The organism is Embleya sp. NBC_00888 (assembly GCF_045207655.1).
GTDB lineage: Bacteria > Actinomycetota > Actinomycetes > Streptomycetales > Streptomycetaceae > Embleya.
The window spans coordinates 997,086-1,023,023 of sequence record NZ_CP108785.1; the positions used below are offsets into that span (position 1 = coordinate 997,086).

Annotated in this window: 20 protein-coding genes; 12 read left to right on the forward strand and 8 right to left on the reverse strand. The window is 70.4% G+C overall.

Translation table 11 applies throughout. The annotated features are described in order from the left end of the window. Nucleotides 1–28: 28 nt before the first annotated feature. The 3 genes from OG948_RS38565 to OG948_RS38575 are packed head-to-tail and all read right to left on the reverse strand — an operon-like array spanning nt 29 to nt 2,684. Entirely contained in the window at nt 29–1,252 is a 1,224-nt protein-coding gene (locus OG948_RS38565; RefSeq protein ID WP_331769635.1) for a DegT/DnrJ/EryC1/StrS family aminotransferase, read from the reverse strand. A gap of 30 nt (nt 1,253–1,282) precedes the next feature. Beyond that, nucleotides 1,283–2,065 (reverse strand): glucose 1-dehydrogenase, encoded by a 783-nt coding sequence (locus OG948_RS38570; protein ID WP_331769636.1) that lies wholly within the window; start codon nt 2,063–2,065, stop codon nt 1,283–1,285. A 49-nt stretch (nt 2,066–2,114) separates the two neighbouring features. Next, nucleotides 2,115–2,684 (reverse strand): hypothetical protein, encoded by a 570-nt coding sequence (locus OG948_RS38575; RefSeq protein ID WP_331769637.1) that lies wholly within the window; start codon nt 2,682–2,684, stop codon nt 2,115–2,117. Between the two features lie 200 nt (nt 2,685–2,884). Here OG948_RS38575 and OG948_RS38580 point away from each other — a divergent pair, with 200 nt between their 5' ends. Continuing rightward, on the forward strand, nt 2,885–3,826 hold the full coding sequence (locus OG948_RS38580) for an aldo/keto reductase (protein ID WP_331769638.1): 942 nt from the start codon (nt 2,885–2,887) through the stop codon (nt 3,824–3,826). Between the two features lie 275 nt (nt 3,827–4,101). Here the strand turns inward: OG948_RS38580 and OG948_RS38585 are convergent, their stop codons facing one another. Further along, nucleotides 4,102–4,773 (reverse strand): helix-turn-helix domain-containing protein, encoded by a 672-nt coding sequence (locus OG948_RS38585; protein ID WP_331769639.1) that lies wholly within the window; start codon nt 4,771–4,773, stop codon nt 4,102–4,104. A gap of 208 nt (nt 4,774–4,981) precedes the next feature. Between OG948_RS38585 and OG948_RS38590 the strand changes: the two genes are divergently transcribed. Beyond that, complete coding sequence (locus OG948_RS38590) at nt 4,982–7,081, forward strand: SpoIIE family protein phosphatase (RefSeq protein ID WP_331769640.1); 2,100 nt, start codon at nt 4,982–4,984, stop codon at nt 7,079–7,081. A gap of 15 nt (nt 7,082–7,096) precedes the next feature. Here the strand turns inward: OG948_RS38590 and OG948_RS38595 are convergent, their stop codons facing one another. Beyond that, nucleotides 7,097–7,855 carry a TetR/AcrR family transcriptional regulator gene (locus tag OG948_RS38595; RefSeq protein ID WP_331769641.1) on the reverse strand — a complete coding sequence of 253 codons (759 nt, stop codon included), beginning with the start codon at nt 7,853–7,855 and terminating at the stop codon, nt 7,097–7,099. A gap of 702 nt (nt 7,856–8,557) precedes the next feature. On the opposite strand from OG948_RS38595, the gene OG948_RS38600 reads away from it, so the two are divergent. From OG948_RS38600 to OG948_RS38625, 6 genes are all read left to right on the forward strand, one after another. Then, nucleotides 8,558–9,955 (forward strand): ABC transporter substrate-binding protein, encoded by a 1,398-nt coding sequence (locus OG948_RS38600; protein ID WP_331769642.1) that lies wholly within the window; start codon nt 8,558–8,560, stop codon nt 9,953–9,955. Between the two features lie 493 nt (nt 9,956–10,448). Beyond that, nucleotides 10,449–12,647: an MMPL family transporter gene (locus OG948_RS38605; RefSeq protein ID WP_331769643.1), complete on the forward strand. Its 2,199-nt coding sequence runs from the start codon at nt 10,449–10,451 to the stop codon at nt 12,645–12,647. Between the two features lie 75 nt (nt 12,648–12,722). After that, complete coding sequence (locus OG948_RS38610; protein WP_331769644.1) at nt 12,723–13,910, forward strand: sensor histidine kinase; 1,188 nt, start codon at nt 12,723–12,725, stop codon at nt 13,908–13,910. After that, nucleotides 13,907–14,575, forward strand: a complete 669-nt coding sequence (locus OG948_RS38615) for a response regulator transcription factor (protein WP_331769645.1) — start codon at nt 13,907–13,909, stop codon at nt 14,573–14,575. Before OG948_RS38610 ends, OG948_RS38615 begins: the two co-directional genes overlap by 4 nt. 180 nt (nt 14,576–14,755) lie before the next feature. After that, nucleotides 14,756–15,538, forward strand: a complete 783-nt coding sequence (gene map / locus OG948_RS38620; protein ID WP_331769646.1) for a type I methionyl aminopeptidase — start codon at nt 14,756–14,758, stop codon at nt 15,536–15,538. Between the two features lie 181 nt (nt 15,539–15,719). Then, a complete protein-coding gene (locus OG948_RS38625; protein WP_331769647.1) occupies nt 15,720–16,808 on the forward strand; it encodes a LacI family DNA-binding transcriptional regulator in 1,089 nt (362 codons plus the stop codon). A 165-nt stretch (nt 16,809–16,973) separates the two neighbouring features. Here OG948_RS38625 and OG948_RS38630 read toward each other — a convergent pair whose 3' ends face one another. Further along, nucleotides 16,974–19,376 carry a discoidin domain-containing protein gene (locus OG948_RS38630; RefSeq protein WP_331769648.1) on the reverse strand — a complete coding sequence of 801 codons (2,403 nt, stop codon included), beginning with the start codon at nt 19,374–19,376 and terminating at the stop codon, nt 16,974–16,976. Between OG948_RS38630 and OG948_RS38635 the strand changes: the two genes are divergently transcribed. Next, nucleotides 19,375–19,635, forward strand: coding sequence for a hypothetical protein (locus tag OG948_RS38635; RefSeq protein WP_331769649.1), 261 nt, complete (start codon nt 19,375–19,377; stop codon nt 19,633–19,635). The two genes, OG948_RS38630 and OG948_RS38635, sit on opposite strands and share 2 nt — an antisense overlap. Before the next feature lie 38 nt (nt 19,636–19,673). Here OG948_RS38635 and OG948_RS38640 read toward each other — a convergent pair whose 3' ends face one another. Further along, nucleotides 19,674–20,402 (reverse strand): hypothetical protein, encoded by a 729-nt coding sequence (locus OG948_RS38640; protein WP_331769650.1) that lies wholly within the window; start codon nt 20,400–20,402, stop codon nt 19,674–19,676. 576 nt (nt 20,403–20,978) lie between these two features. Here OG948_RS38640 and OG948_RS38645 point away from each other — a divergent pair. The 3 genes from OG948_RS38645 (at nt 20,979) to OG948_RS38655 (ending at nt 25,014) form a co-directional block, all read left to right on the forward strand. Then, nucleotides 20,979–22,553, forward strand: a complete 1,575-nt coding sequence (locus OG948_RS38645; protein WP_406300534.1) for a serine/threonine-protein kinase — start codon at nt 20,979–20,981, stop codon at nt 22,551–22,553. 245 nt (nt 22,554–22,798) lie between these two features. Beyond that, nucleotides 22,799–23,650, forward strand: a complete 852-nt coding sequence (locus OG948_RS38650) for an SGNH/GDSL hydrolase family protein (RefSeq protein WP_331769652.1) — start codon at nt 22,799–22,801, stop codon at nt 23,648–23,650. Nucleotides 23,651–23,754: 104 nt separating this feature from the next. Continuing rightward, nucleotides 23,755–25,014, forward strand: coding sequence for an acyltransferase (locus tag OG948_RS38655; protein WP_331769653.1), 1,260 nt, complete (start codon nt 23,755–23,757; stop codon nt 25,012–25,014). Nucleotides 25,015–25,123: 109 nt separating this feature from the next. Here the strand turns inward: OG948_RS38655 and OG948_RS38660 are convergent, their stop codons facing one another. Further along, nucleotides 25,124–25,912 carry a polysaccharide deacetylase family protein gene (locus OG948_RS38660; RefSeq protein ID WP_406300882.1) on the reverse strand — a complete coding sequence of 263 codons (789 nt, stop codon included), beginning with the start codon at nt 25,910–25,912 and terminating at the stop codon, nt 25,124–25,126. Nucleotides 25,913–25,938 lie beyond the last annotated feature (26 nt).

Here is a 25,938-nt window from a genome sequence, read left to right on the forward strand (position 1 = left end):
CCATGGTCTCGCGCGGCCGGGCGTGGACTCAGGAACGTGCGTCGAGCTGTTGGATGAACGCGTCGATCCGGGCCGCGACGTGGTCGATCATGTCGTCGGTGAGGCCGTGGTTGCAGGAGATCAGCATCCCGTACTCCATCACCTCGTCGGCGCCCGGAAGCCCGTCCGCGGGCTGCCGGAACGTCGCGTTCTTCATGAACGGCTGGCGGGCGGCGTTGCCGGTCCACACCACGCGGGTGTCGATGCCGTGTCCCTCCAGGTACTGCTGCAGGTCGCTGCGGGCGAACCCGGCGTCCGGCTTGACCAGGAAGCAGTACGACAGCCACGCCGTGTTCAGCTCATCCGTCTGCCGGGGCGGCGTGAAGTGCTTCGGGTGGCGGCGCAGCACTTCGGAGAATCGGGTGAAGTTGTGCTGCCGGCGTTCGTAGTTGCGGTCGAGCTTCTTGACCTGCTGGACGCCGAACGCCGCGCACAGTTCGGTGGGCAGGAAGTTCCACCCGGCCTCGTCGAAGATGAACATGTTGTCGTAGCTGATGCCGTCCAGATCGGTCCAGAAGTCCCGGGAACCGGCCTTGGAGCCGAACAGCTGTGCCTCGGAGCGCCGGCCCCAGCCGCGCAGGGTCAGGCAGCGATCGCGCAGGGCGTCGTCGTCGAGCATGACCATGCCGCCGCTGCCCGCCGCGGTGATGATGTGCGACAGCGAGAAACTGGTGACCGAGATGTCGGAGCGCGCGCCGGTGGGCGTGCCGCGCAGGGTCGCGCCGACCGCGTCGCAGGAGTCCTCGATCACCTTGAGGTCGTGTCGGTCGGCGATGGCGCGGATGGCGTCCCAGTCGGGCGCGTTGCCGGCGAGGTTCGGCACGAGGATCGCGCGGGTCCTGTCGCAGATCATGTCCTCGATCCCGGCGACGTCGATCTGGAAGGTGTCGGGCTCGACGTCCACGAAGACCGGCACCATGCCCGCGCGCAGCAGGCAGGACAGGTCGGTGGAGAACGTCAGCGGCGACGTGATCACCTCGGAGCCGACCGGCAGGTCGAGGATCTCCAGGGCCAGGAACAGCGCGGCGGAGCCGGAACTGACCATCACGCCGTGGCGCTTGCCGAACAGGTCGGCCACCCGGCGTTCCATCTCGGCGACGTTCGGGCCGATCCGCAGGCCGTTCTGACCCTGTGTCAGCACCGCCATGACGGCGTCGACTTCGTCCTGGTCGTAGACGGCGCTCGCGTAGACGACGCGCTGTTGCTCACTCATGGGATTGCCCTTCGGGTGGTGGGTGCGGGTTCAGTGGAAGGTCATCGGGGCGGCGGGGCGCGGTGCCGCGGGCGGACCGGCGAGGAGTCCGCCGTCGACGGTGAAGTCGGCGCCGGTGGCGTACGAGGCGCCGGGCGAGGCGAGGAACGCGGCCATGTGGGCGATCTCGTCGGGTTCGCCGGCGCGACCCAGCGGCAGTCGGGCGAACCGGGTGTCCTGTCCCGAGCCGCTGCGGTCGCCCGGCAGCATCGCGGTGTGGATGGCTCCGGGCACGATGGCGTTGACCCGGATCCCCGCCTCGCCGAGTTCGAGCGCGGCGGTGCGGGTCAGGCCGCGCACGCCCCACTTGGACGCGGAGTACGCGGACGCCCAGGCCTGCGCCTGCACGCCACTGGCAGAGGCGATGTTGACGATCGACCCGCCGCCCGCCGCGCGCATGTGCGGCGCCACGGCCCGGATGCCGAGGAAGGGGCCGACCAGGTTGACGTCGAGGATGCGGCGGAAGTCGTCGGCCGTCTCGTCCTCCAGCGCGACGAGTCGCATCGCCGCCGCGTTGTTGACCAGGACGTCGATACCGCCGAACCGGGACACGGTCGCTTCCACCGCCGTCGCCCAGGCTCGCTCGTCGCACACGTCGAGCCGCACGAAGGCGGCCTTGTCGCCCAACTCGTCGGCCAACGCGGCGCCTTGCTCGACGAGGACGTCGGCGAGCATCACCGACGCACCGCAGGCGACGAACAGGCGCGCCTCCGCGGCCCCCTGCCCCTGCGCCGCGCCTGTGACGAGCGCGACCTTTCCTGCGAGGTCGTACATGGTGGATCCCTTCGAGTGGCGGTGGCCACGATCGGAGCGGTCGCGGCGGTCAGGTCGCGGGGGGCAGATGCCATTGGAGTTCGATGTGTTGCCCGAGGCTGACCAGGCCGCATACCACGACGTCGGTGCGGACGAACGCCTGGACCATCGTGTCGGTCGCGGCGTCGGGGTCACCGGGGCGGAATACCGCCACCACCTCGACGCGGCCCGCGAGTTCGCCGCCCTCGCGACCGGCCGCCTCGATCCGCGCCAGGGCCGCGTCCAGTGCCTCCTCGGACGGCAGCCGCAGTCCGAAGTGGTACGTGTACTGGGGATGCGCCCGCATGTGCGCGCTCCAGGCCGACCGTGCTCGGGCGAGCGGCCCGGCGGCGGCCTCGGCGGCCAGTTGCTGTTCGAAGGCCCACTGCTGGGGGGTCACCTCGGACGCGTACAGGACGTTGTTCCGGTAGTCGGTCACCCCGGGTTCGACGAAGGCGCTGAAGAAGTGACCTCCCCGGTCCAGGACACGACACCCCAGCAGTTCGAGCAGCCGCCGAGCCTGCGCGCGCTCGCCGGGACGGTGCAGCAGTTCCACGTGAGTGATGCGCCGCGAGACGGGATTGTCCTCGGGTGCGGCCATGCCGAAACTCCTCGTCCGTAGGGGGCGTTGGCCCGGTCGAGATCTGATGGGTCGAGATCTGATACAGCGTCACATCATGGCTATCATAGTTATGATGACGCACACAAGATGACAATCCTGCTCGCCATTTGGTTTCGCGTATACGTTACACATAATGTGATGGGCGTCCGACGTCTCGGGCCTTCATCCAAGGAGCCTTCATGCACTACGCAACCATCGGTCGGACCGGCCTCAAGGTGTCCACCCTCGGGCTCGGCTGCAACAACTTCGGCATGCGCATCGACCAGGCGGCAGCCTCACGCGTCGTCGACGCCGCTCTGGACTGCGGCATCACGCTGTTCGACACCGCCGACATCTACGCAGGCGGACGCTCCGAGGAGATCCTCGGCAAAGCCCTCGGCACCCGCCGCGACGACGTGGTGCTCGCCACGAAGTTCGGCGGGGCAGTCGCCCCCGGCCCGTACGGTGGCAGGTCGTCCCGGCGACACGTGATCCGCGCCTGCGAAGCCGGCCTGCGTCGGTTGGGCACCGACCACATCGACCTGTACTACCAGCACTACCCCGATCCGCAGACGCCGATCGAGGAGACCCTGACGGCTCTGGACGACCTGGTGCGCGCCGGCAAGATCCGCTATGCCGCCGCCTCCAACCTCGCCGCCTGGCAACTGGCCGACGCCGTGCACACCTCGCGCGCCCGCGGCACGGTCGGCTTCGCCGCGGTCCAGATGGAGTGGAACCTGCTCTCGCGTGCCGCGGAGCACGAATCGGTACCCGCGGCCGCGCACTTCGGGGTCGGGGTCATCCCGTACTTCCCCCTGGCCTCGGGGCTGCTCACCGGCAAGTACCGGCAGGACGAGGACTTTCCCGAGGGATCGCGGCTGGCGACCCTGCCCTACTTCGCCACCATAGCCACCGACGCGAACTTCGCCGTCGTCGAGCGACTGCGGGCACTGGCCGAGAACACCGGGCGCACCATGACCGGCCTGGCCCTGTCCTGGCTGGTCGCCCAGCCGACCGTCGCCTCCGTGCTGGTCGGCGCCACCTCGGCCGAGCAGATCGCCGCCAACGCCGCCGCGCTGGAGGATCTGCCCACCGAACTGCTCGCGGACATCACGAACGCAGCCGGCGGACACCCGGGGTAGGTCGGGAGCCGGACCCACGAACGAGCCCGGCGTGCGGCGTCGGAGCCCGGGGCGGGACGTCGGCCGGCCAGGCACGGATCCTGCGCGTCACGTGTCCCGCAAGGGATGCGAACGGCCTGACGCGGCGTCGCGCGGCCAGGTCCGACTCCGCCGTCGACTCGTCCTGCTCGGGCAGCTCGTCGCAGTCGGCCGGGAGCTGATCGCGGCCGACGCGGGGCCGACGACTTCCGGTACTCGAAGGGCTCCGGTCCCGATCGGCCGGCGACCGGCGTGGGTCACCCCCGCGCAGTCGGACGGTCGACGTCCGCGAGGGGATCGTGGTGGTCGGCCTCGAGGGTGTTGCGCCAGATACTGGTCAGCGTGTCGAGGATGGCGGAGCGTTCCCGGCTCCAGCGGCCCGCCATCCACGAGGGCATGAACGTCTCCAACTGCGTGATCAGCAGGTAGGCGCGCCGCCTGGCCTCCGGCTTGGAGAAGTGTGCCCAGCGCTCGGGCGGCCGGGTGAGCAGGGCGACGAACTCCTTGACGTGCTCCTGGTGCTGGTCGCGCAACGCGTGCGGCAGTTGCTCGGCGAAGATCCGCAGCGCCTGCCGGTTCTCCTCGCCCCGCGTGACGTACGTGCCCAGCCACGCCCGGATGCTCGCGTGCGACCAGTCGGGCAGTTCGCCGAACGCGGCGAACATCGCGGCCGTGTCCGCCCAGATGCGGTCGGCCAGCTCGGCGACGATGTCGCCCTTCCCGGTGAAGTGCAGGTAGAACGTGGCCCGGGCGGCTCCCGCCTCGGCGACGATGTCGTCGACGGTCGTGGCCTCGTAGCCCTTCGCCTCGAACAGACCGGCCGCGGCCGCGATCAGTCGTTGCCGTGTGTACCGCTTCTGCTGGGCACGAAGGTCCGGGGCCGAGGAGCGGCCTGCGGAATCGGAGGATCGGCGCGTGGGGACGGGCATGTCGTCAGCCTACCGATCCGGGGGAGACGTCCGACATCGGTCCGTCCACTCACTGGTCGTACCGTCCACGACCGCCCGGGGGCGGGCGGGCCCCGGTTCCGGAGCGCGTACCCGCCGCGGCGGATCGGCTTCACCTGCTCGTTCGGACCACGGGGGCGACACTGGAAGAGCACCCGCCGGTTTCCGGGGTACTGAAAGCGGTCCGAGCATGCACGAACAGCACCGACTCGTCGCGGGGCTCGGGCTGCCCCCCGAGTGGGCGGAGCAGCTGGCCGCCTCCGTGTTCACCCAGGAGTCGATCGGGCTCGTGGTCCTCGACGCCGATCTGCGTGTGATCGCCGCGAACGCCGACGCGGCACTCTTCCGGCACGCTCCGGTCCGGATCGGCGACCACGCGGACACCCTGCTGACCGCCCTCGGCGTCGACGATGCCCCGGCGCTGCTCCGGCGGGCGCTGACGGCCGACGCCCCCGTCATCGGCCCACAACCGCTCGCCGCCCATACGCCGGGCCGCGGCACGCTGCATCTGAGGCTCGCGATCTTCCGCGTCCCCCCGCGTGACGATCCGCCGCGCGGACTTCTGATGACTCTCTACGACGTGACCGACCAGGTGCGCGCCGAGTCACGAGCCGCCCTCGTACACGAAGCGGCAGCGACCATCGGCGCGTCCCTGGACGTCACGGAAACCGCGCAGCAACTGGTCGACCTGCTCGTGCCACGCTGGGCGGACCTGGCCGCCGTGGACCTCGCCCGGGCGGTCCTGAACGGCGACGAGCCCGTGCGGGATCCGGCGACCGGCTACACGCCCGCGGTCCGGGCCGCGGTCGCACAGGGCGGCGCGGCGTGGCCGGCCGACCTCGTGCAGGTCGGGCAGACACCCCCGGTCCCGCCGGGCAGGCCGGAGGCCCTGACCCTCGAGCGCGGGGCAACGTGGCTGAAACCGCGAGTGGTGGCAGGGTCGGGGCAGGATCCCGACACTCTCCGCCGGCTCCTGCCCGCAGGCGGTCACAGCATCCTGGCGGTGCCGCTGTTCGCCCGCGGCCACATGCTCGGCGCAGTGCAGTTGTGGCGCACCGAGCGCCCGGATGCCTTCGACGAGGACGACGCCCGACTGCTGGAGGAGGTCGCCTCGCGCGCCGCCCTGAGCGTGGACAACGCCCGCCGATACACCCGTGAACGCCGCGTCGCGCTGGCCCTTCAGCACAGCCTCCTGGCCGGAGCGAGCACCGGCGCGCCGGCCGCCGAGACGTTCGGCGCATACCTGCCGACCGCGTCCGCCGCGGGCGTCGGCGGCGACTGGTACGACGCGATCCCGCTGTCCTCCCTGCGGCTGGCCCTCGTCGTCGGCGACGTGGTGGGCCACGGCCTGGCGGCGAGCGGCACGATGGGACGCCTGCGCACCGCCGTACAGGCCCTCGCCGATTTGGATCTGCCGCCGGACGAGCTGCTGACCCATGTCGACGACCTGATCCAGCGGCTCCCCGGCGAGCCCGGAGCCTCGGTGGCGATCGCGGGGGCGACCTGCCTGTATGCCGAGTACGATCCGGTCTCCGGCCGTTGCCGCATGGCCTCCGCCGGGCACCCGCCACCCGCCGTCATCGGCCCGGACGGACCCGCGCGGTACGTCGAACTGGAGCCCGGACCGCCGCTCGGCGTCGGCGGTATGCCGTTCGAGCTCACCGACATCGCCCTGGAGCCGGGAAGCGTCCTGGTACTGTACAGCGACGGCCTGGTCACCGGCCCCGACCACGACCTCGACGGCGGCATGCGCAGGCTGCTCGACCGGATCGAGCAAGCCGATGTCGCGCACCGGGACTTGGCCGACGTCGCCCGCGACCTGCTCGACGCGCCGGCCCACGAGCCACGCGACGACGACGCCACACTGCTGCTGGCCCGGGTGAACCCGCTGACCGACGAGGACAGCACCGCGTGGGAGTTGCCCGCCGACCCCGCCTGTGTCGGGCGGGCCCGCGACCTGGCGGTGCGACAACTCACCACATGGGGACTGGACGAACTCGCCTTCACCACCGAACTCGTCGTCAGCGAACTGGTCACCAACGCGCTCCGCTACGGCGGCGACGGCCCCGTCACCCTGCGGCTGATCCGCGGCAACGTCCTGGTCTGCGAAGTCTCCGACGGCAGCAACACCCAACCCCGCCTCCGCCGGGCCCGCACCACCGACGAAGGCGGCCGCGGACTGTTCCTCGTCGCCCAACTCACCCAGCGCTGGGGCAGCCGATACCGGCAATCCGGCAAGACGATCTGGGCCGAGCAGTCCCTCCCCCAGGAGCCGGAACTCGCGGGCTGAGCACGGCGCCCGCGACTAAGCACTGCTGAATATCGGGTTTGTCGGCGCCACACGGACGCGCTTCGCCGTGGGGCCCGTCCCGGAGGTGTCTTCGGCGAGGGACTCGACCGCCGCGATGGTGATGTCGATGACAACGCCGTAAAGGCGGTCGAAGGCACCGGGCAGCGCGTCGACCACCGGACCCACCTTGGCCTTCTCCTCCGTATCCGCCTCGCCGAGCGCCTCCCGCAAGACGGCGGACATCTCGGCCGCGGGGATGCGCGAGGCGGCCAGGGTCGCCTGGCCCATGATGGTCGTGCCGATGAGCGCGATGGCCATGGCCAGATCCTCATCGCCCAGTTTCAACGGCCGCAGCATCTCGGTCAGCAGTGCGAAGGACGGCAACCAGCTCGGTTGGCGGGTGGAGGCGATGTACGGCAGCAACTGTGGATAGGGCCGCAGGTGTTCCATGCTCAGCAGCATCCAGCCGCGCAACTGTTCCTGCCAGGTCGCGCCCGTCGGCTTGTCGAACCGCATGTCGGAGGCCACCCGGTCGGCCACCGCGTGGAGCAGGTCGTCGCGGTCGGGGAAATACCGGTACAGCGCCATCGGCGCCGAGTCGGCGGCTTCCGACACCCGCTTGATCGTCAGCGGCGTGCCCGGATTCTCGTAGACCAGTGCCACGGCGGCATCGACGATCTTCTCGCGGGACAGTCGCGGCGGACGGCCACGACCGCGCGTGGCCGCGGCCTTTGACGGCTGAGTCATCGATGTCCCTTTCACCGCGCTTTTCACCGGTGCCGAGCGTACGCTCCGCAGGCTGCGCGCGGCCCGGATGTGTACGCCGAACGCACCGGCGCGAACTCGTGTGCCGAGCCCACGCACTGGCCACCACCAATTAGCGTACGGCATTACCGATGCCCCTCGGGAACCACCCGAAGCGACCCGCGAACCGGGCTCCGGGGCCGCCGTGACCCCAGGCTCCCCCGAGGCAACCGGGACGCCCCGGCCCGGTTCCCGGGTACACCGTCGAGGGCGGGCCGAAAGCGGTGCCCGGGCGCCACGTCGTCGCCGAATCAAAATAGCGTACTAGTTACACTAAAAGACTGCGGCAAGCAACGGCATCCGCCTCCGCTACGCTCCGGCGCTCGAGGCGGTCGACGTCGCCGTCCATGGACCCGCTCAGGCAAAGTCGGCCGGACCGTCGATCGGGACGAACGTGCGGGGAGTGCCGAGCCCGCGCACCACATCAGTCATTCTTCGCGGGCTGCCGACTTCGCAGCCCCCAACTCCTTGGTAGGCGCCGTGCTCCGCTTCTCCCCCGGGTGTCGCTTCACTCACTTTCGCCGTCGTCGTCGGCGCGCTCTCGCCGTGGCGGCGGCGACCGTGCTGGTGGCAACCGCCTGCGGGTCACCAGGGCAGCCAAGCCCCGACCCGTGGTCGACACCCGCACCAGGCGGGGTGCTGCGTGTGGCGGTGCCGACGGATCCACCATCCTTGGACCCGTTCACCACGCCCTCCTACGCGGTCGCCTACGGCCACCTGCTCGCCGCGATCTACGACCCCCTGGTGTGGGCGGACCCCGCCACCGGCACCATCCGGCCCCACATCGCCGAGTCGCTCACCCCCTCCCCCGACGCACGCACCTGGACCCTCGTCATCCGCCCCGGAGTGACCTTTTCCGACGGCCTGCCGTTCGATGCCGCCGCGGTCAAGGCGAACTGGCGGGTTCACGCCGATCCCACCATCGGGTCCGCCGGCGCGATCGCCGCCACCGGCCTCAAGCTCACCGTCGCCGACCCTCTCCGCCTCACCGTCGAACTCCCCGGCCCCAACGCGCACTTCGACCGTGCAGTCGCGAACAACCTCGCCTACATCGCCTCTCCGCGCTCCCTGACCGACCTGGTGTCCCTGCGCACCAAACCCGTCGGCGCGGGCCCGTTCGTCCTCGCCGAACACGTTCCCGGCCGGCGGTTGACGCTGCGCAGGAACCCCCACTATTGGCAGCCCGGCCGCCCCTACCTCGACCAGGTCGAGGTCCACGTCCCCGCGGCGGGGAAAACCCCGGCCGAAGCGATAGCCGCCAAGAACTTCGACCTGACCACCGTCAGCGACCCGGCGCACGCGAAGGAGGCGACCGCCAAGAAGCTCGGCGTCGTCCCCCTCCAGCTCAGCGGCGGCCGCATGCTCGTCTTCAACACCCGCAGGCCGCCGTTCAACGACATGGCCGCCCGCAAGGCCGTCGTGAACAGCCTCAGCGCGGGCGAGATCGACCGCCGCTTCTTCCAGGGCGTCGGCACCCCCGCACAGGGGATCTTCGACACCACCTCACAACTCGCCAACGGCCGGCTCACCGCGCACGACGACGACCCCGAAGCCGCCCGCGCGGGTTTCGACAAACTCACCACCGGCGGGACCCGACCCTTCCGCTTCACTTTCGTCGCCTTGGGCGGCGCGGACCCCGACTCCCAAGCCTCCTACATCCAGCGGCAGGTCGAGCGCTTCCCCGGCGTCCACATGCGGATCGACGTCGTCGACACCGCCACCCTCATCCGTCGGAACGTCTCCGGGGACTTCGACATGGCCGTGACCGGTATGTGGATGAGCGACCCCGAACCGGTGTTGTACGACTTCCTGCGCCCCGGCAGCCTCACCAACGTCAGCGGATACTCCCACGCCGCGGTCACCGAGGCGATGAACGCGGGACGGCTTGCGACCAACCCCGCCACGCGCCGCGACGCCTACACGCGCGTCCAGGTCCGGCTCAACGAAGACCTCCCCTTCTGGGTCTACCAGGAGGCCGCCAACACCGTCGTCTTCGCACCCTCCATCACCGGAATCCAGCCTCACAGCGACGGCCTCGTCCTCTTCGACCGCATAGGCCTGCGGCGCTGATTTCCCCGGCCTGCGAAGGCACCCGCCGACACAGCAGGCAGGGCAGGAGCCGCCGCATGGTGAGCCCGAACCGCACGCGATGCGGCCCGTCGCCTGCCCGTCCTGCCCTCCCATGGTTCGCGTTGTCGATACGCAAATCAGTCGCAACCCTTCGCCCCCACCCGCACTCCGGTCCCGGGCCGTGGCCCGGTGCTGCCGCATCCCACGAATCGTCGGCGCCGGTGTCCTCGGCGCTACCGGACACGACCGTGGTGGGACGACTCGACGAAACCGGCGGTGGTCACGCCGTCGGCCCGGACATCCGTGCGGCGTGACCTGGTCTGCCGCGATCGCAGTAGGCGCGAATGACTGCGTTCGCGCGACGACGAGCGGGACCCGCGCCGGCCATAGTGGTGGCCGGCCCCGACCTTTGGTCGACGGGCCGCCGAGACTCGCCGGCCCGCCGCACCAGGGCTCGCGCGTACCCCCACCCGCAAGATTCCCCGGAGGATCCATGTCCCCGCTCGCCCGTTGGTGCCACAAGCACCGATTGCTCGTCGTTCTCGTGTGGTCGGGAGTACTCATCGCCCTCGGGGTTTCGGCGCTGTCCGCGGGGGCCCGGTTCAGCAACGACTCCAAGATGCCGAACACCGAGTCGGCGACGGCAATCGAACTGATGCGGGCAAACGCACCGGCAGCGGCCGGTGCGAGCGGAATCGTGGTCTGGCAGACCGTCGACGGCTCCGACGCGACCGCGCCCGGAGTGCGCGATCACATGAGCGCCGTGCTCGACTCCATCGCCCACGCGCCCGGCGTGGCAGCGGTCAAGAGTCCCTACACGGCCGAGGGCACCCATCAGGTCGGCGACGACCGGGACACGGCCTACGCCACGGTGAACTTCGCCGGGGACGGCGACGGCCTCGGCAAGGCGGACGTCCACCGGGTCGAGCAGATCGCCGGCGCCGCCCGCACCGACAACGTGCGGGTGGAACTCGGCGGCAAGACCTTCTCCAAGGCCCCGGAGGCGTCGAAGTCGAGCGAGATCATCGGCGTCGCGCTGGCCGCGATGGTGCTGTTCCTGGTGTTTCGCTCCGCGTGGGCGGCGGCTCTGCCGATCGTGACGGCCGTGGCGGGTGTGCTCACCGCGATGCCGGCCACCATGCTGCTGAGTCACGTGATGACACTGTCCGACGTCACTCCGACATTGGGGGCGTTGATCGGGCTCGGGGTGGGCATCGACTACGCCTTGTTCATCGTCAACCGGCACCGCCGCAACCTCATGGCCGGCGCCGAAGTGGGCGCGTCCGCGGCGCGGGCCCTGGACACCTCCGGGCGGGCCGTGGTGTTCGCCGGACTGACGGTGGTGATCGCCCTCCTGGGCATGCTCACCCTGGGCATCGGCGTCCTCAGCGGCATGGCGCTGGGCGCGGCGCTGACCGTGACTCTGACGGTGCTCGCCGCCGTCACGCTGCTGCCGGCCCTGTTGGGCATGCTCGGTCTGCGGGTGCTCAGCCGCCGTCAACGACGGGACCTCGCGGCGAACGGGCCCCGGCAACAGCACGACGCGGCAGGGATCTGGGGTCGTTGGTCCGCGAAGGTCCGGCGCCACCCCAAGCGGCTGGGTGCGGTCGCCTTGGTGATCGTGACCGTGTGCGCGATCCCGGCGCTGTCCTTGCGGCTCGGCACGGCCGACGCGGGCAACAACCCGACGTCGTCCTCGAGCCGGAAGGCGTACGACATGCTGGCGGACGGGTTCGGCCCCGGCTTCAACGGCCCGTTCGTGCTGGCCGCCCAGACTCCCGACGACGCGGCCCGCCAGGGGTTGACCCGGTTGGTGGAACGCCTCGCGCACACCGACGGCGTCGCCGCGGTGAACGCCCCCGCGGCCTCGCCCGGCCAGACGTTCTCGGTCGTCTCGGTGGTGCCGGCCACCTCCCCGCAGTCCAAGGAGACCACCGAACTGATCGAGCGGCTGCGCGACGACGTCATCCCGGCCGCGGAGCAACAGAGCGACCTACGCGTCCATGTGGGTGGCGCCACCGCGTCGAGCAACGATTTCGCCGCGGCTGTGGTGGCCGAACTCCCGCTGTTCATCGGCATCATCGCGGCGCTCGGCTTCATCCTGTTGACCATCGCCTTCCGCAGCGTGCTGGTGCCGCTGATCGGCGCGCTGACCAACATCCTGACCCTGGGGGCCGCACTCGGGACGATCGTGCTGGTGTTCCAGCACGGCTTCGGCAGCGAACTCCTGGGAGTCGGCTCGGCCGGGCCGATCGAGGCGTTCGTACCCATCCTGGTCATCGGCGTGATGTTCGGACTGTCCATGGACTACCAGGTCTTCCTGGTCAGTCGCATGCACGAGGAATGGACCCGCACCCGTGACAACCACCACGCGGTCCGGGTCGGCCAGGCCGAGACCGGCCAGGTCATCGCCGTCGCGGCGGCCATCATGTTCACCGTGTTCGCCGCGTTCGCCGGCGGCGGCATGCGGGTGATCGCGACGTTCGGCGTCGGCCTCGCGGCCGCCATCGCCCTGGACGCGCTGGTGGTACGCATGATCCTGGTACCCGCGCTGATGCACCTGCTCGGCCGGGCCAACTGGTGGTTGCCCCGATGGCTGGACAAGGCGCTGCCTCGGATCTCCGTCGAAGGCGGGCCCGAGCCCGACGACCCCGTCCGGCCCGTCGACCAACCGGTGCCCGCCGGGCGCTGAGCGACCACATCCGTCTCCGGGATCGGCGCGTTCCACCACGTGCCGGTCCCGGCTGCGTACCGTGCAGGAGTGCAGATGATCAAGTCCGCGCGGAGCCACCTCGCCCGGCACCCCCGGGCCCGTGACGCGCTCCCGGCCGTGCTGCTGGTGGTGCTGGCGGTCTTCGCCTCCATGGCCGGTCCGTCCGGGTGGCACGGTCCACGCGCCGCCCCGGTGCTGTGGACCGCCGCCGCGTGTGTGCCCCTGGTGTGGCGCTCCCGCGCACCCGTGGTCGTCCTGGCCGCCGTCGTGGCGGTCGAAGGCCTACAACTCGCCGTCGTCGCGGACCCGGTCCTGCTGCCGGGCGCGAGTCTCGTCGCCCTCTACACCGTGGCCTCGCGGCTGCCCCGGATTCGAGCCTGGGCCATCGGCCTGACCGTCTGCGTGGGCATGACCGCAGCGCTGGCCGCGTCCCGATCCGAAGGCATCCTCGATACGGGCACGCTCGCGTGGTTCGACGTACTCGTACTCGCCGTCGCCGTCGGGGACACCACCCGTTCACGGCGCGCCTACCTGGCCACGCTGCACGACCGCGCCGAGCACGCCGAACGCACCCGCGAGGACGAAGCCGCACGCCGGGTCGCCGCCGAGCGCGTGCGCATCGCCCGTGACCTGCACGATGTCGTCGCCCACCACATCACCCTGGTCAACGCCCAGGCCGGCGTCGCCCGGCATCTGGTGCTGACCGACCCCGAAGCCGCCTACCGGGCGCTGGGGCAACTGAAGGACACCAGCCGGGCTGCGCTGGACGAACTACGCGCCACCGTAGGCCTGTTGCGGCAAGACGGGGACACCCACCCACGCACCCCCGCGCCGACCCTGGCCGAGCTCGACGACCTCGCCGAGTCGTTTCGCCGCACCGGCCTGCCGATCGATATCACCGTCACCGGCACGCCGCGGCCGGCGACGCCGTCCGTCGAACTCGCCGCGTACCGCATCACCCAGGAAGCGCTCACCAACACGGCCAAGCACGCCGGACCCGCCACCGCCCACGTCCACCTGGACTATGGCGAGAGCACCCTTCGCGTCGACATCACCGACACCGGCGGAGGCAGCCCGACCGTCGCCACGAACCACGACGGGCACGGCCTGATCGGCATGCGCGAACGCGCACACGCCTTCGGCGGCACCCTCGACACAGGCACGAGCGACCGGGGTGGATACCGCGTCACGGCCGAACTCCCCCTACCCATCACCACCGGAAACCCCGGAGCTCCCCGATGACCATCCGCGTCCTCCTCGCCGACGACCAGGCACTCCTGCGCGGCACCTTCAAACTCCTCATCGACAGCGAACCGGACATGGTAGTCGTCGGCGAGGCCTCCAACGGTGCCGAGGCAGTCGAACTCGCGCGCACCGAACGCGCCGATGTGGTCCTGATGGACATCCGCATGCCCGTCCTCGACGGGATCGAGGCCACCGCTCGCATCGGCGCCGACGAGGACCTCGCCGGCGTCAAGATCCTCATCCTCACCACCTTCGAGGTCGACGAACACGTCGTCGACGCCCTGCGCGCCGGAGCCGGCGGCTTCCTGGGCAAGGGCATCGACCCGCCCGACCTCCTCGACGCCATCCGTACCGTCGCCGCCGGCGACGCCCTGCTCTCTCCCACCGCCACCCGCCAACTCATCGCCCGGGTCGTCGCCCAACCCACCGCCGCCGACCCGCGCACCACACGTCGACTCGACCTCCTGACCCCGCGCGAACGCGAGGTCATGACCCTTACCGCACTGGGCCTGTCCAACAACGACATCGCCGAACGCCTGCACGTCACCGCGGTCACCGCGAAGACCCACGTCAACCGGGCCATGACCAAGGTCGGCGCCCGCGACCGCGCGCAACTCGTCGTCATCGCCTACCAAACCGGCCTCGTGAAACCCGGAGCCTGAACCTCCGGCCCCGGCAACCGACGGGTCGTCGGAGCGGAACCATACGACCGCTTCGAGTCGAGCCGGCGCTGTCCGCGCTCGACCTCCGTGGGAGTGAGCGGCAAGCCGAGCGTGAGCCACGATTATAATACCGGTATAGTTTGGCCGGTATAAGTATTGGACACGCGAGAAGAGCGCCGCATGATCGAGATCCTGAACCCCACCGAACTGGCCCGCGCAAAGGAAACAGGCGCCCTGGTCGCCGACATCCTCCAGACGGTGAAGAGCCGCAGCACGGTCGGCACGAACCTCCTGGACATCGATCGGTGGGCCCAGACCATGATCGTCGAGGCCGGAGCCCAGTCCTGCTACGTCGACTACGCGCCGTCCTTCGGACGCGGCCCGTTCGGCCACTACATCTGCACGGCCGTCAACGACGCCGTGCTCCACGGACTGCCGTACGACTACGCGCTTGCCGACGGCGATCTGCTGACACTCGACCTCGCCGTCTCCAAGGGCGGAGTCGCCGCGGACTCGGCCATCAGCTTCATCGTGGGCGACACGAAGCCCCCGGAGAGCGTCGCGATGATCAGCGCGACCGAACGCGCATTGAGCGCGGGGATAGCCGCTGCCGGACCCGGGGCTCGCATCGGCGACATCTCCCATGCCATCGGCTCGGTCCTCGGTGCGGCGGGGTACCCGATCAACACCGAGTTCGGCGGTCATGGCATCGGATCGACGATGCACCAGGATCCGCACGTCTCGAACACCGGGCGGCCCGGCCGTGGGTACAAACTGCGCCCCGGGCTTCTGCTGGCACTGGAGCCGTGGGTCATGGCGGACACCGCCCAACTCGTCACCGATGCCGACGGGTGGACGCTCCGAAGTGCGACAGGCTGCCGAACGGCACACAGCGAGCACACGATCGCCATCACCGACGACGGCGCCGAAATCCTCACCCTGCCGAAGCAGGCGCACTCGTGAGGTCGGAGCCACGCCCGCCCCCGTACTCCTGGCGCCCCATCGCGAATCACCGGTGAGAAGGAACGTTCCGATGTCTCACATCAACGCCGCACCGACTCCCCGCGCACGAGGCGACGAGGGTACCTGAGCCTGCTGGTCGAATCGCCGGGAGAGCGCTCCCCCGCGTGCTATAAAGAAGTTCATGAGCGACCTTCCCGCGCGCGGGGTCCCGGCTCGGTCCGCGACCCTGGAGGACGTGGCCAGAGTCGCCGGCGTGTCGCGGTCGACGGTGTCCCGGGTGGTCAACGACGTACGCAACGTCGACTCCGCGCTTCGGGAAACGGTCCGGCTCGCGATCGAGGCGACCGGCTACGTGCCCAACAGTGCGGCGCGTTCGCTGGTCACCCGCCGAGCGGGGGCGATCGCGTTGGTGGTCTCCGCGACGGCCGGCAAGGCGACCACGGGCGAGCGTTTCCCGTACCAGGTGTTCACCGACCCGTTCTTCGGCCGCGTGGTCAGCGGCGCGGTCGGCGTTCTGCACCCACTCGGGATGTATCCGTTGCTTATGCTCGCGGACACCGCGCGGGCCCGCGACCACGTGGTCGGCCATCTGCGCCGCGGCAGCGCCGACGGTGCGCTGGTCGTGTCCACGCTGCCCGACGACCCGCTGCCCGCGCTGCTGGTCGAGGCCGGCGTGCCCGCGGTGCTGTACGCGCGGCCGGCCACCCCCATGCGGATCAGCTACGTCGACCTGGCCAACCACGACGGCGCGCGGTTGGCGGCCGACCATCTCGTCGCGCTCGGTTGCAGCAACGTTGCCCTGATCACGGGGCCGGAGGACGTGTTGGCCGCGCAGGAACGCAGCACGGGTTTCGTGGTGGCGATGGCTCGCCACGGCCACCCGTACGTCCCGGCCGCGGACGGCGACTTCACGGCGATCGGCGGTGAGCGGGCGATGGCCCGGTTGTTGGCCGAACACCCGTATACGGAAGGGGTGTTCGCCGCGAACGACCGAATGGCCCAGGGCGCGCTGGTGGCGTTGCGAGCCGCCGGACGGAACGTGCCCGGCGACGTGTCGGTGATCGGCTTCGACGACGGCAGCGCGGCGATCGCCGCACAGCCCGCGCTGACCACGGTGCGTCAGCCGGTCGAGGACATGGCCGCGGAGATGACCCGGATGCTCCTCGCGCACATCGAGGACCCGGAACGCCCGCCGAGTTCGGTCATCTTCGAACCCACGCTGGTGGTCAGGGAATCCACGCGTTCGACGGCGAAGCCGACCGTCGACTGACCGGACGTGCCGGTCGCGTGGGCGGCCGCCGTGGTGTCCCGTGTTCCGTGTCGTCCCGAACGCTCCCGCCGACCCCGCCGGACATGGTGCCGCCGCTCCCTCGAAAGGGAGCGACGGCGAAGGGACCGACGGTGGGGCCGGCGGTTCGGATCGGGGACGACGGGATCAGGGGTAGGAGGTCACCGTCGAAGGCACGGTGGTCGTACCCGACGTCGGCGCTCCGAGGTCGTTGATCACGTGGTTGTACTGTCCGTTGCCGCCGAGCGAGATGACCAGCAGGTCGTGGAACCGGACCCCGGGCTTGTTCGGCGCCTCGAATCCGTGGTCCATGCGGATGGTCGGATCGACGTTGAAGTAGCAGTAGCTGCCCATGCCCCATCCCTCGTGGGTGGTGACCGCGTCGGCGACCTTGTAGGCGGCGTACCCCTTGACGTTGCCGTTTTGGATCGCGGCCTGGTTGGGCGCGTCGTACGCCTTCTCGTTCTGGAAGAAGATCGTCCGGCCGCGCTCGCCGGTCCACTCGACGTCGTACTTGCGGAAGTGCTCGGCGAAGAGCCCGGTCGCCAGCACGTCGTCGCCGTGTACCCGCAGGCCGTATTCGGCGGGGTTGACGTTCCAGCCCACACCCGCTCCGTGGTCGGCGCGCCAGAGCCAGGTGTGGTCGATGATCGTGTTGTTGCTGTTGACCACCATGCTGCTGGTGGCGAGTCCGGGGCCGGGGCCGCCGATGCGGACGAAGACGTCCTGGACTGTGGTCGGGTTGGCGGCGTGGTTCGCGTCGGCGCCGGCCGGGCCAACCTCCAGGAGGACGGGCGAGTCGACCGGCCCGGCGTCGATCAGGAAGCCGGCGAGCCTGACGCCGTCAACGTCGGCGACCTTCATCGCCGCCACACCGTTGTCGGGGATGATCGTGGCCAGGCCCAGGCCGAGCACGATCGTGTCCGGGCGGGTGACGTTGATCGTCTGGTCCACGTGGTGGATGCCGGGCGTGAACAGGAGGTTCAGGCCCTGTGCCAGCGCCGCGTTGATGGTCGAAGCGGTGGCCCCGGGCTTGACGACGTAGAAGTGGTCGAGCGGAACGGACCGGCCCTGCGGCGTGCCGTTGCCCCAGGAGGTACCACGGGCGTCGGTGCGCTTGGCGGGGGCGAAGACCTTGTACTCATTGCCGTCGAGGTAGAGGAAGGGCTTCTCCCGGGAGACGGGTGTGGTGTCGAGCGTGGTGTACGGCTGGGTCGGGAAGCTCTGTGCGGGAGCACCTTGGACCCCGGAGAAGGTCATGTTCCAGACGCCGTTGGTCCAGCCGCCGACCGAGCTGTCCCGGGTGTACCACTGTTGCTGCGAGTAGGGTCCGACGGTCCCGTCGATCCTGCTGTCGGCGATGTAGCCGCCACTGGCCCAGCCGTAGCCTGTGGGTGCCAGGTTCAGCCCGCCCTTGACGTGCATGCGACGGAAGGGCGCTGCTTGGGAGACCGCCCAGCGGTTGGTGCCGTTGACCGGGTTCAGGGCCAGGTTTTCGGCCGAGCGCCAGAAGTTCTGGGTGGCGTTGCCCTGGAACCATCCCGCGTCCACGGTGACGTCGCCGTTGAACGTGGTGTCGTCGGGGTTGAGTCCCAGTCCGGCGATCGAGGTGTAGAACCCGAGGTTGGCGTTGATGTTGTTGTATGTGCCGGGCTTGAACAGCAGCGCGTAGCGACCGGTGCCGAACTGCGCGGACTCCTGTTGTTGGAAGATGGCGTCGACCTTGCCCTGGATGTCGGGCGTGGTCGGGTCGAAGACTCGTACGTTGGGTCCGAGGTCGCCGCCCCCGGGAATCTGCGGCCCGGAGCCTCCGACGGTGCGCACGGCGAATTCCCACAGCGAGTAGCCGTATCCGGTACCTCGGGTGGTGCCTTCGAGACGGACGTAGCGGGCGTCGCCGGTGACGGTGAGCGTTTCGGTGCCCCCGGCGCCCGTGGTGGTGGAGTAGGCGGTGCTCCAGGCAGTGCCGTTCGTGGAGAACAGGATCCGGTACGCCTTGCCGTACGCGGCCTCCCACTTCAGGTCCACGCCGCACACGCCCTTGGTCTCGCCGAGGTCGACCTGGATCCATTGCGGGTCGGAGGCGGCGCTGGACCACCGGGTGCCCGCGTCGCCGTCGACGGCGTTGGCGGCGGCCGTGCCGCCGTTCTCCTGGCTGGACGTGGTCGCCGGCTTGCCCCGCGCCGCGTTCGCGGTGCCGCACTCGCCGCCGGGGCCGCCGGCCGCGGAGCCGAAGACCTGGAACTCCCAAAGCGAGTAGCCGTATGCGGTGCCGCGGACGGTGCCTTCGAGGCGGATGTACCGGGCGTCGCCGGTGACGGTGAGCGTTTCGGTGCCCCCGGCGCCCGTGGTGGTGGAGTAGGCGGTGCTCCAGGCGGTGCCGTTCGTGGAGAGTTGGATGCGGTACGCCTTGCCGTACGCGGCCTCCCACTTCACGACGACGTGGTCGACGGTGGCGGCCTCGCCGAGGTCGACCTGGATCCACTGCGGGTCGGAGGCGGCGCTGGACCACCGGGTGCCCGCGTCGCCGTCGACGGCAAGGAAGAACATGGCGACCTACCAGACCGAGATCCAGTCGGGCTCCGAGGGCGGTTGGGAACCCGGCGACGACGTCTCGCTCGCGTCGATGAATCGCTCGGCAATCGCTCCCGGCAACGGTGGCATCCCGGCGACCGGAACCACGGTCAACTGGAACAGCCCGCAGGGCGAGGCGAACGTCACCTTCTTCGACTCGGGCACACGATTCGAGGGAACGACCCAGTTCCCGAACGAGGGACCGGTCGGATACCGGGGCACCCTCAAGACCTGAACCACACCGCCGCGACCGGTCGACCCCTTGGAGCACGATCACCGCGGCAACCGCCGGACAGCCGCCGTCCGGAGGCCGCCCGGCGTCCGCCGGCACCCCCCGGTACCCCCCTCGGCGTCCGCCGGCACCCCCGGCACGCCGCCGGTTCGAGCCGGGGTCGTCACCCGTCCCGGTCCAGGGGGACGCATGTCGCGGGCGATGCTCGCGCGTTCCTCGGCGGCCGCCCGCGCCGCCTCGGCCTCGCGTTCGCGTTCCAGCCGGACGGAACGTTCCATCAGCGCGTCGGACCTCTCCCGGGCGGCGCGGGCGAGCATGCCCATGAGGAATGCCGTAATGGGCAGGGGCAGTGTGAACATGAACTGGCCCGCGTCGTTGCCCTTGACCAGCAGCGCGCCGAACGGGGTGGTGGCGGTGAGCGTGCCGATGAACCCCCAGCGCTGCCACGGGTGCTCCCCGCGGTCGGCCAGGGTGTAGATGGCCACCAACGCGCCGTACTGCAACGTCTGCCCGGGCCGGTCGTGCAGCGAGACGGCCGTCGCGAAGAACGCCACGACCAGCACCACCGCGAACGGCGCACGACGGCGCCAGAGCAACGGCACGACGGTACCGAGATTGACCACGAAGCCGAGGGGCGACACGTCGGGCGCGGTCACGAACGGGACGAACACCGGGACGGCCACCGCCGCCGCGACCAGCCCGTCCACAAGACGGCCGTCGCCAGGGCCGGTGCGCAGGTGTGCGGCAACGCCGCGGAACGAATCTGACATCCACTCAATATTGGCCTGCGCATCGGGCTTCGCCTCAGTCTCGAGAGAGGGATTCGGCCGGCGGGCTCGGCGCGTGGTCGGGCAATGCGCCCCGTCGCCGGGTCCCGGATCGGGGGTCACGTGCCGGCCGACCGGGTGGGTCCCGCGGGCCCGACCGGCAGCCGTTCCCACCTCTCGAACCAGCAGGTCGACGCACGCGTGGATACCCGGCGTCGGCGAGCCGGCACTCCCGCGCGTCAACGAACAACGAACGTCCTCGGCTCGAGGGGCAGTCCACCACTCGGAGGTGACCTCCATAGCCGCCCCGGCGAACGACCGCCCGTCCCCCGGCGCAGCCCACCCCGAATGCCCCCGCCCGGTGGCAACCTCGGCCGCGCGGCGGCGGGCGGTCGGTGTCGGTCATGAATCCCGCGTCGCGCGGGCGGTCGCCGAGATCGGCCGCCGTGTCCGGGGAGCAGTCGATGACGGTGCCTGTGTGCAATCCCCTTTCACCGGCGGGCTGGACCTGCGCTCCCGGCGGCCCCGGTAGCCTGGCGCGAAAATCAAACAGCACGTCGAAGGCATCACGGGGGCGTTGTGGCACTGCGCGGGGAGCCCGGCCGAGTGGTCGGTGGGCGGTACCGGCTCGTCGAGGCACTGGGCTCGGGCGGTTTCGGTCAGGTGTGGCGGGCGGTCGACGAGCGACTGCGGGTCGAGGTCGCGCTCAAGGAGGTGTGGCTGCCTCCCGCGGCCTCGGCCCGGCAGCAGGCCGAACGGCTGGCCCGGGCCGAGCGCGAGGGACGCAACGCGGCGGCGTTGCGGGACAACCGCAACATCGTCACCATCCACGACGTCCTCATCGAGGACGGCATGCCGTGGCTGGTCATGCAGTTGGTACGCGGGACGTCGCTGCAGCAGCGCATCGACGACGGGCCGTTGCCGGCCGCGGAGGCCATGGACATCGCCCGGGCCGTCCTGGACGCGCTGGGCGCCGCCCACGCGGCGGGAATCGTGCACCGGGACGTGAAGCCGGGCAACGTCCTGCTGGCCGACGACGGCGGGATCCTCCTCACCGACTTCGGCATCGCGACGCACCCGGCCGACACGCAGTTGACGGCGTCCGGATCGCTGATCGGGTCGCTGGAGTACATGGCACCGGAGCGGCTGAACGGGGACGACAGCGGCAGCGCGGGAGACCTCTACTCGCTGGGCGTGACGCTGTATCACGCGGTGGAGGGCGTCTCCCCGTTCCGCCGCGCGACCGCGGCGGCGACCATGGCCGCCGTCGTTCTGGAAACCGCCCCACCGCCGAAGCGGGCCGGCGTGCTGGGCCCGTGGGTCACCGCGCTGATGGACAAGGACCCGGCGCGGCGCCCGGCGGTGATGCAGGCCGAGACCATGACGATGACACCGACCCCGCCGCCGCGCGCGCCCCGCGGACGGAGAACGATGGTGCCGGCCGTCGGCACGGCGGTCGTCTGCGCCGGACTGATCGCCGGGGCGATCCTCCTGAGCGGGGGCGGCAACGCGGACACGGGCAGCAAGTCCACCACCCCGCCCGTCACCGGGACGAGCGGCACCCCCGCGACCCGGACGCCGACAGCCTTCACCCCGGCCCTCATGGACGACGCGTCGACCGATCCCGTGCCGCTCACCGCGGCGGCCATGCTGCCGCCGACGTACGTCAACGAACTCGGCTCCACGTTCCGGCTCACGTCCAGCAGTGTGCACGGGTGCGAAGCGCAAGGCATGTCGACCGTCATCCAGAGCGCGCTGACCGCGGGCGGCTGCATCAACACCCTCTTCGCGGACTACATCGGCCCGGGCGCCGGAGGCGACGGCACCCCCGTCATGGTGTCACTGGAGATCCTGGTCTTCGCGAACGCGACCGATGCCCAACGAACGGCCGACGCCCTCCAGCCGATCATCCGCGGCAGCCAATACGCGACGTTCGGCATGCGCTGCCCGGAATCCGGTACCGGCGCGAACATCTGCCGCGACGGCTGGTACACCGGCTTCAACACCTACGTCGCCGCCCAACACCGCTACGTCCTCGCGGCCACGGCCCTGTACGCCGACGGCAGGACCCCGGTCGACCACTGGACCTACATGGCCCCCGGCTACCCGGCCAACAACTGCGGCCCGAAGTACTACACCGGCACCCGGACGTAGCCGCCCGGTCGCGTCGCCAGGCGACCGTCGACAGCGGTTCACAACGCGGTCGGCTCCGTGCCGACGCCTGCCGCACCAACGGCCCCGACTTCCCCGGCAGTGGCCCCGGGCGGGGTCGCGACTCTCGGGTCTCCGCGCGCACGATCCGGGTGCGGACTCGTGGTGGATGACTGTTCCTCTCCCAGCGTGTGATGGAACGATGACAACCCCTTCGAGTCGGGATTTCGGAGGCTCTACTGGACGACATGAACAGCGAGACCAACCCCTCCACCCGCCGTCGGCGAACTGTCCGGCTCACCGCGGGAATCGCCCTCGTCACCGCGACGGGGGTCTTCGGGCTCACCGCCTGCGACGACTCGGACAACAAGAGCGAGGCCACCGACGGCCGGTCCGATTCGACTCCCTCCGCCACCGCCCGCGGCGGCTTGGAACCGTCCGCCGCCGGGGACAAGAACGTGAGGCTCGCCAAGCTGCTGTGGATGGGTGACTCCATCGGCGAAGTCCAGGCCCCGGCACTCGGGGCGGCAATGAAGGCCAACGGCATGGAGTTCAAGTCGATGGCGGCGGCCGGTGGCGGCGGTGTCATCGGCGAGGTGGCCGAACCCACCTGGGAACAACTGCCGAAGGAACTCGGCTCCTTCAAGCCGAACGTGGTCGTCTACCAAATCACCACCTACGACTGGGGCAAGACAGAGGAACAACACGCGAGCTACGAACGACTGGTCAAGACGGTGACCGACGCGGGCGCCGAACTCGTCATCGTGTCCGCACCGCCGTTCAGGATCGACGACTTCTACAAGCCGCACGAGGCCGAGATCAAGGCCGCCCCGAAGTCGGCCAAGGAGGTGGCGGACAAGCACCCGGGCAAGGTGCGCTTCCTCGACGCCGCGGCCCTGTGGGGCACCGACGGCGCCGCCGCCAAGGCGCAGCGGAGCAACGACGGCATCCACTCCTGCCAGCAGGGGTCGGCCGCGTTCGCCCAGTGGCTGGGCAAGGAACTCGGCAAGCAGTACTCCTTCACACCGGCGGCAGTGGACCGTTGGGCCACCGGGTCGTGGACCGGCGACAAGGTGTACGGACGACTCGGCTGCAAGTAGTCGACCCCGGGCGGCGCGCTCGCCCTCGTTTCCCCGTGCACAGTGATCGAGGGGCGGAACGGGCCCAGGCTCGTTCCGCCCCGTGTCTTTCGGAGACAAACCCCATGCCTGCGCAGACTTCCCCCCGGCGTACCCATCGGCGGGTTCCCACGCCGTCCACGTCGCCCGCGAGCCCGCCCGCCTCCGCCAAACCGCACATCGGACCGCTGGACGGTCTGCGCGGTGTGGCCGTCGCGGCGGTACTGCTCTTCCACGCCGGACACTTCGGCGGTGGCTTCCTGGGCGTCGACCTGTTCTTCGTGCTGTCCGGGTTCCTGATCACCGGACTGCTGCTCAAGGAGGCGGCGGCCGGCAACGGCCGCATCGACCTCGTCACGTTCTGGGGACGGCGTGCCCGCCGCCTGTTGCCCGCACTCGCCGCCATGGTGTCCGGCACGTTGCCGCTGGTGTGGGCCTTCGGCTCGCCCGCGCTGATCCGCAACGCGCTCGACGACAGCCCATGGGTGGTGGCGAACCTGGCCAACTGGCACTTCATCGCGGACAAGATGGGTTACTGGAACTCCGCCGACACCCGGGTCTTCAGCCACCTGTGGAGCATCGCCGTCGAGGAGCAGTTCTACCTGTTCTGGCCACTGCTCCTGGTTCTGGTGGCCCGGGGCGGGAAGGCGGGCCGCAACGTCGCAGTCGTCGCGGCGACGGGGGCTCTGGCCTCGCTGGCCCTGATGATCGATCTCACCGATCCGATCGACAGCACCCGAGTGTACGAAGGCACCGACACGCGTGCGTTCTCGCTGCTCCTGGGCGCCATGGCGGCCACTGCGCCGGCCACTCGCGCGGTGGCCCGCCTGGGCGAGCACCTGGCCGGGTGGATCTCTCTGGTCCTGGTGTGCGGCATCGGCGCGTACTGGGTCCTGGCCGACGGAGAGGACTCCCCTTCACTGTTCCAGGGGGGAATGTTCCTCCACGCACTGGCCGCCGCCCTCCTCATCTGTTGCCTCACCCGGGCCCCGGCCAGTCCCGTCGGCCGTGTCCTGGGCGGCACTCCGTTGCGCCGGCTCGGTCTGATCTCGTACAGCCTCTACCTGTGGCACTGGCCGGTCTATCTGCTGCTGGACGAGGAACGTCTCGGCTTCTCGGGCTGGGGGCGGACGGCCGTCATCGTGGCCGTTTCCATTGCCGCCGCCGTACTTTCCAAGTTCCTGGTGGAGGATCCGATCCGCTTCCGGGCCCGTTGGGCGCGCGGTCGGACCGGCGCCGTTGCCCTGTTGGCCACGTTCGCCGCGATGGCGGCCCTGTGGGCGGTCATACCGGAGCCCCACAGCGGGGCGGGCTCCGTGGACGTCACCCAACTCACCGCCGGATAGCGAGTGTTCCGCGATGGGCCGGCCGGTCGGTCCACCGCGCTCGGGGCGTGACGCGCATGCGGCGGGGCCGGGGTGATGCGGCGGTCCGTGGTCGGTCGTCGAAGCAGGTTCACGATTGCGGGAAGCTGTAGTGGTAGCCCTGTTCGTCGAACCAGGTCAGGAGCTTCTCGAGGGCCTGGAAGGACTGTTCGCGGTTGCCGCCGCCGTCGTGCATCAACACGGTGGGTCCCTTGGCCAGTTGCTGTTGGACGCGGGTGACGATGGCGTCGACTCCCGGGCGCTGGTAGTCGCTCGGGTCGACGTTCCAACCGAGGGGGCGCATGCCGTGGTCGGCGGCGACCTGGCGGCTTTCCGGGGTGAACGCGCCACCGGGTGCGCGGTAGTACCAGATCCGTCGGCCTCCCGACGCCTGGTCGATCATGTTCTTGGCGTCGAGGATTTCTCGTGTCTGGTAGTCGGCCGGTTTCTTGTCCATGCCGGTGTCGTGGTGCACCGAGTGGTTGCACAAGCGGTGGCCGGCGTCGACGATCCTGCCCAGCAGTTCGGGGTTGGCCTTGGCTGCGGGTCCCAGGACGCAGAACACGGCCTTGGCGTCGTGCTTCTCGAGCAGTTCCAGGAAGCGGGGCGTCCACACGGCATCCGGGCCGTCGTCGAGGGTGAGGTTGACCGACTTGCCGCTGTCCTCCGACTGCCGCGATATCGACGGATCGACCTTGCCGCCCTCCTTGGGGCGCGGGGCGACCGGCGGTTCGACACCGGCGGTGCCCGGCACCGGGCGGGCCGCCTGGTGGGTGCCGGCGACGGGTCGGTTCGCCGGTGTGTCGGAGGCGCCACCGCAACTCGCGAGGGCCGCCGCGGTCACGACGAGGGCCATTGCCGTGCCCGCGCCCCTCGCCATGTCGCCGCGACGTATTCCACCAATCA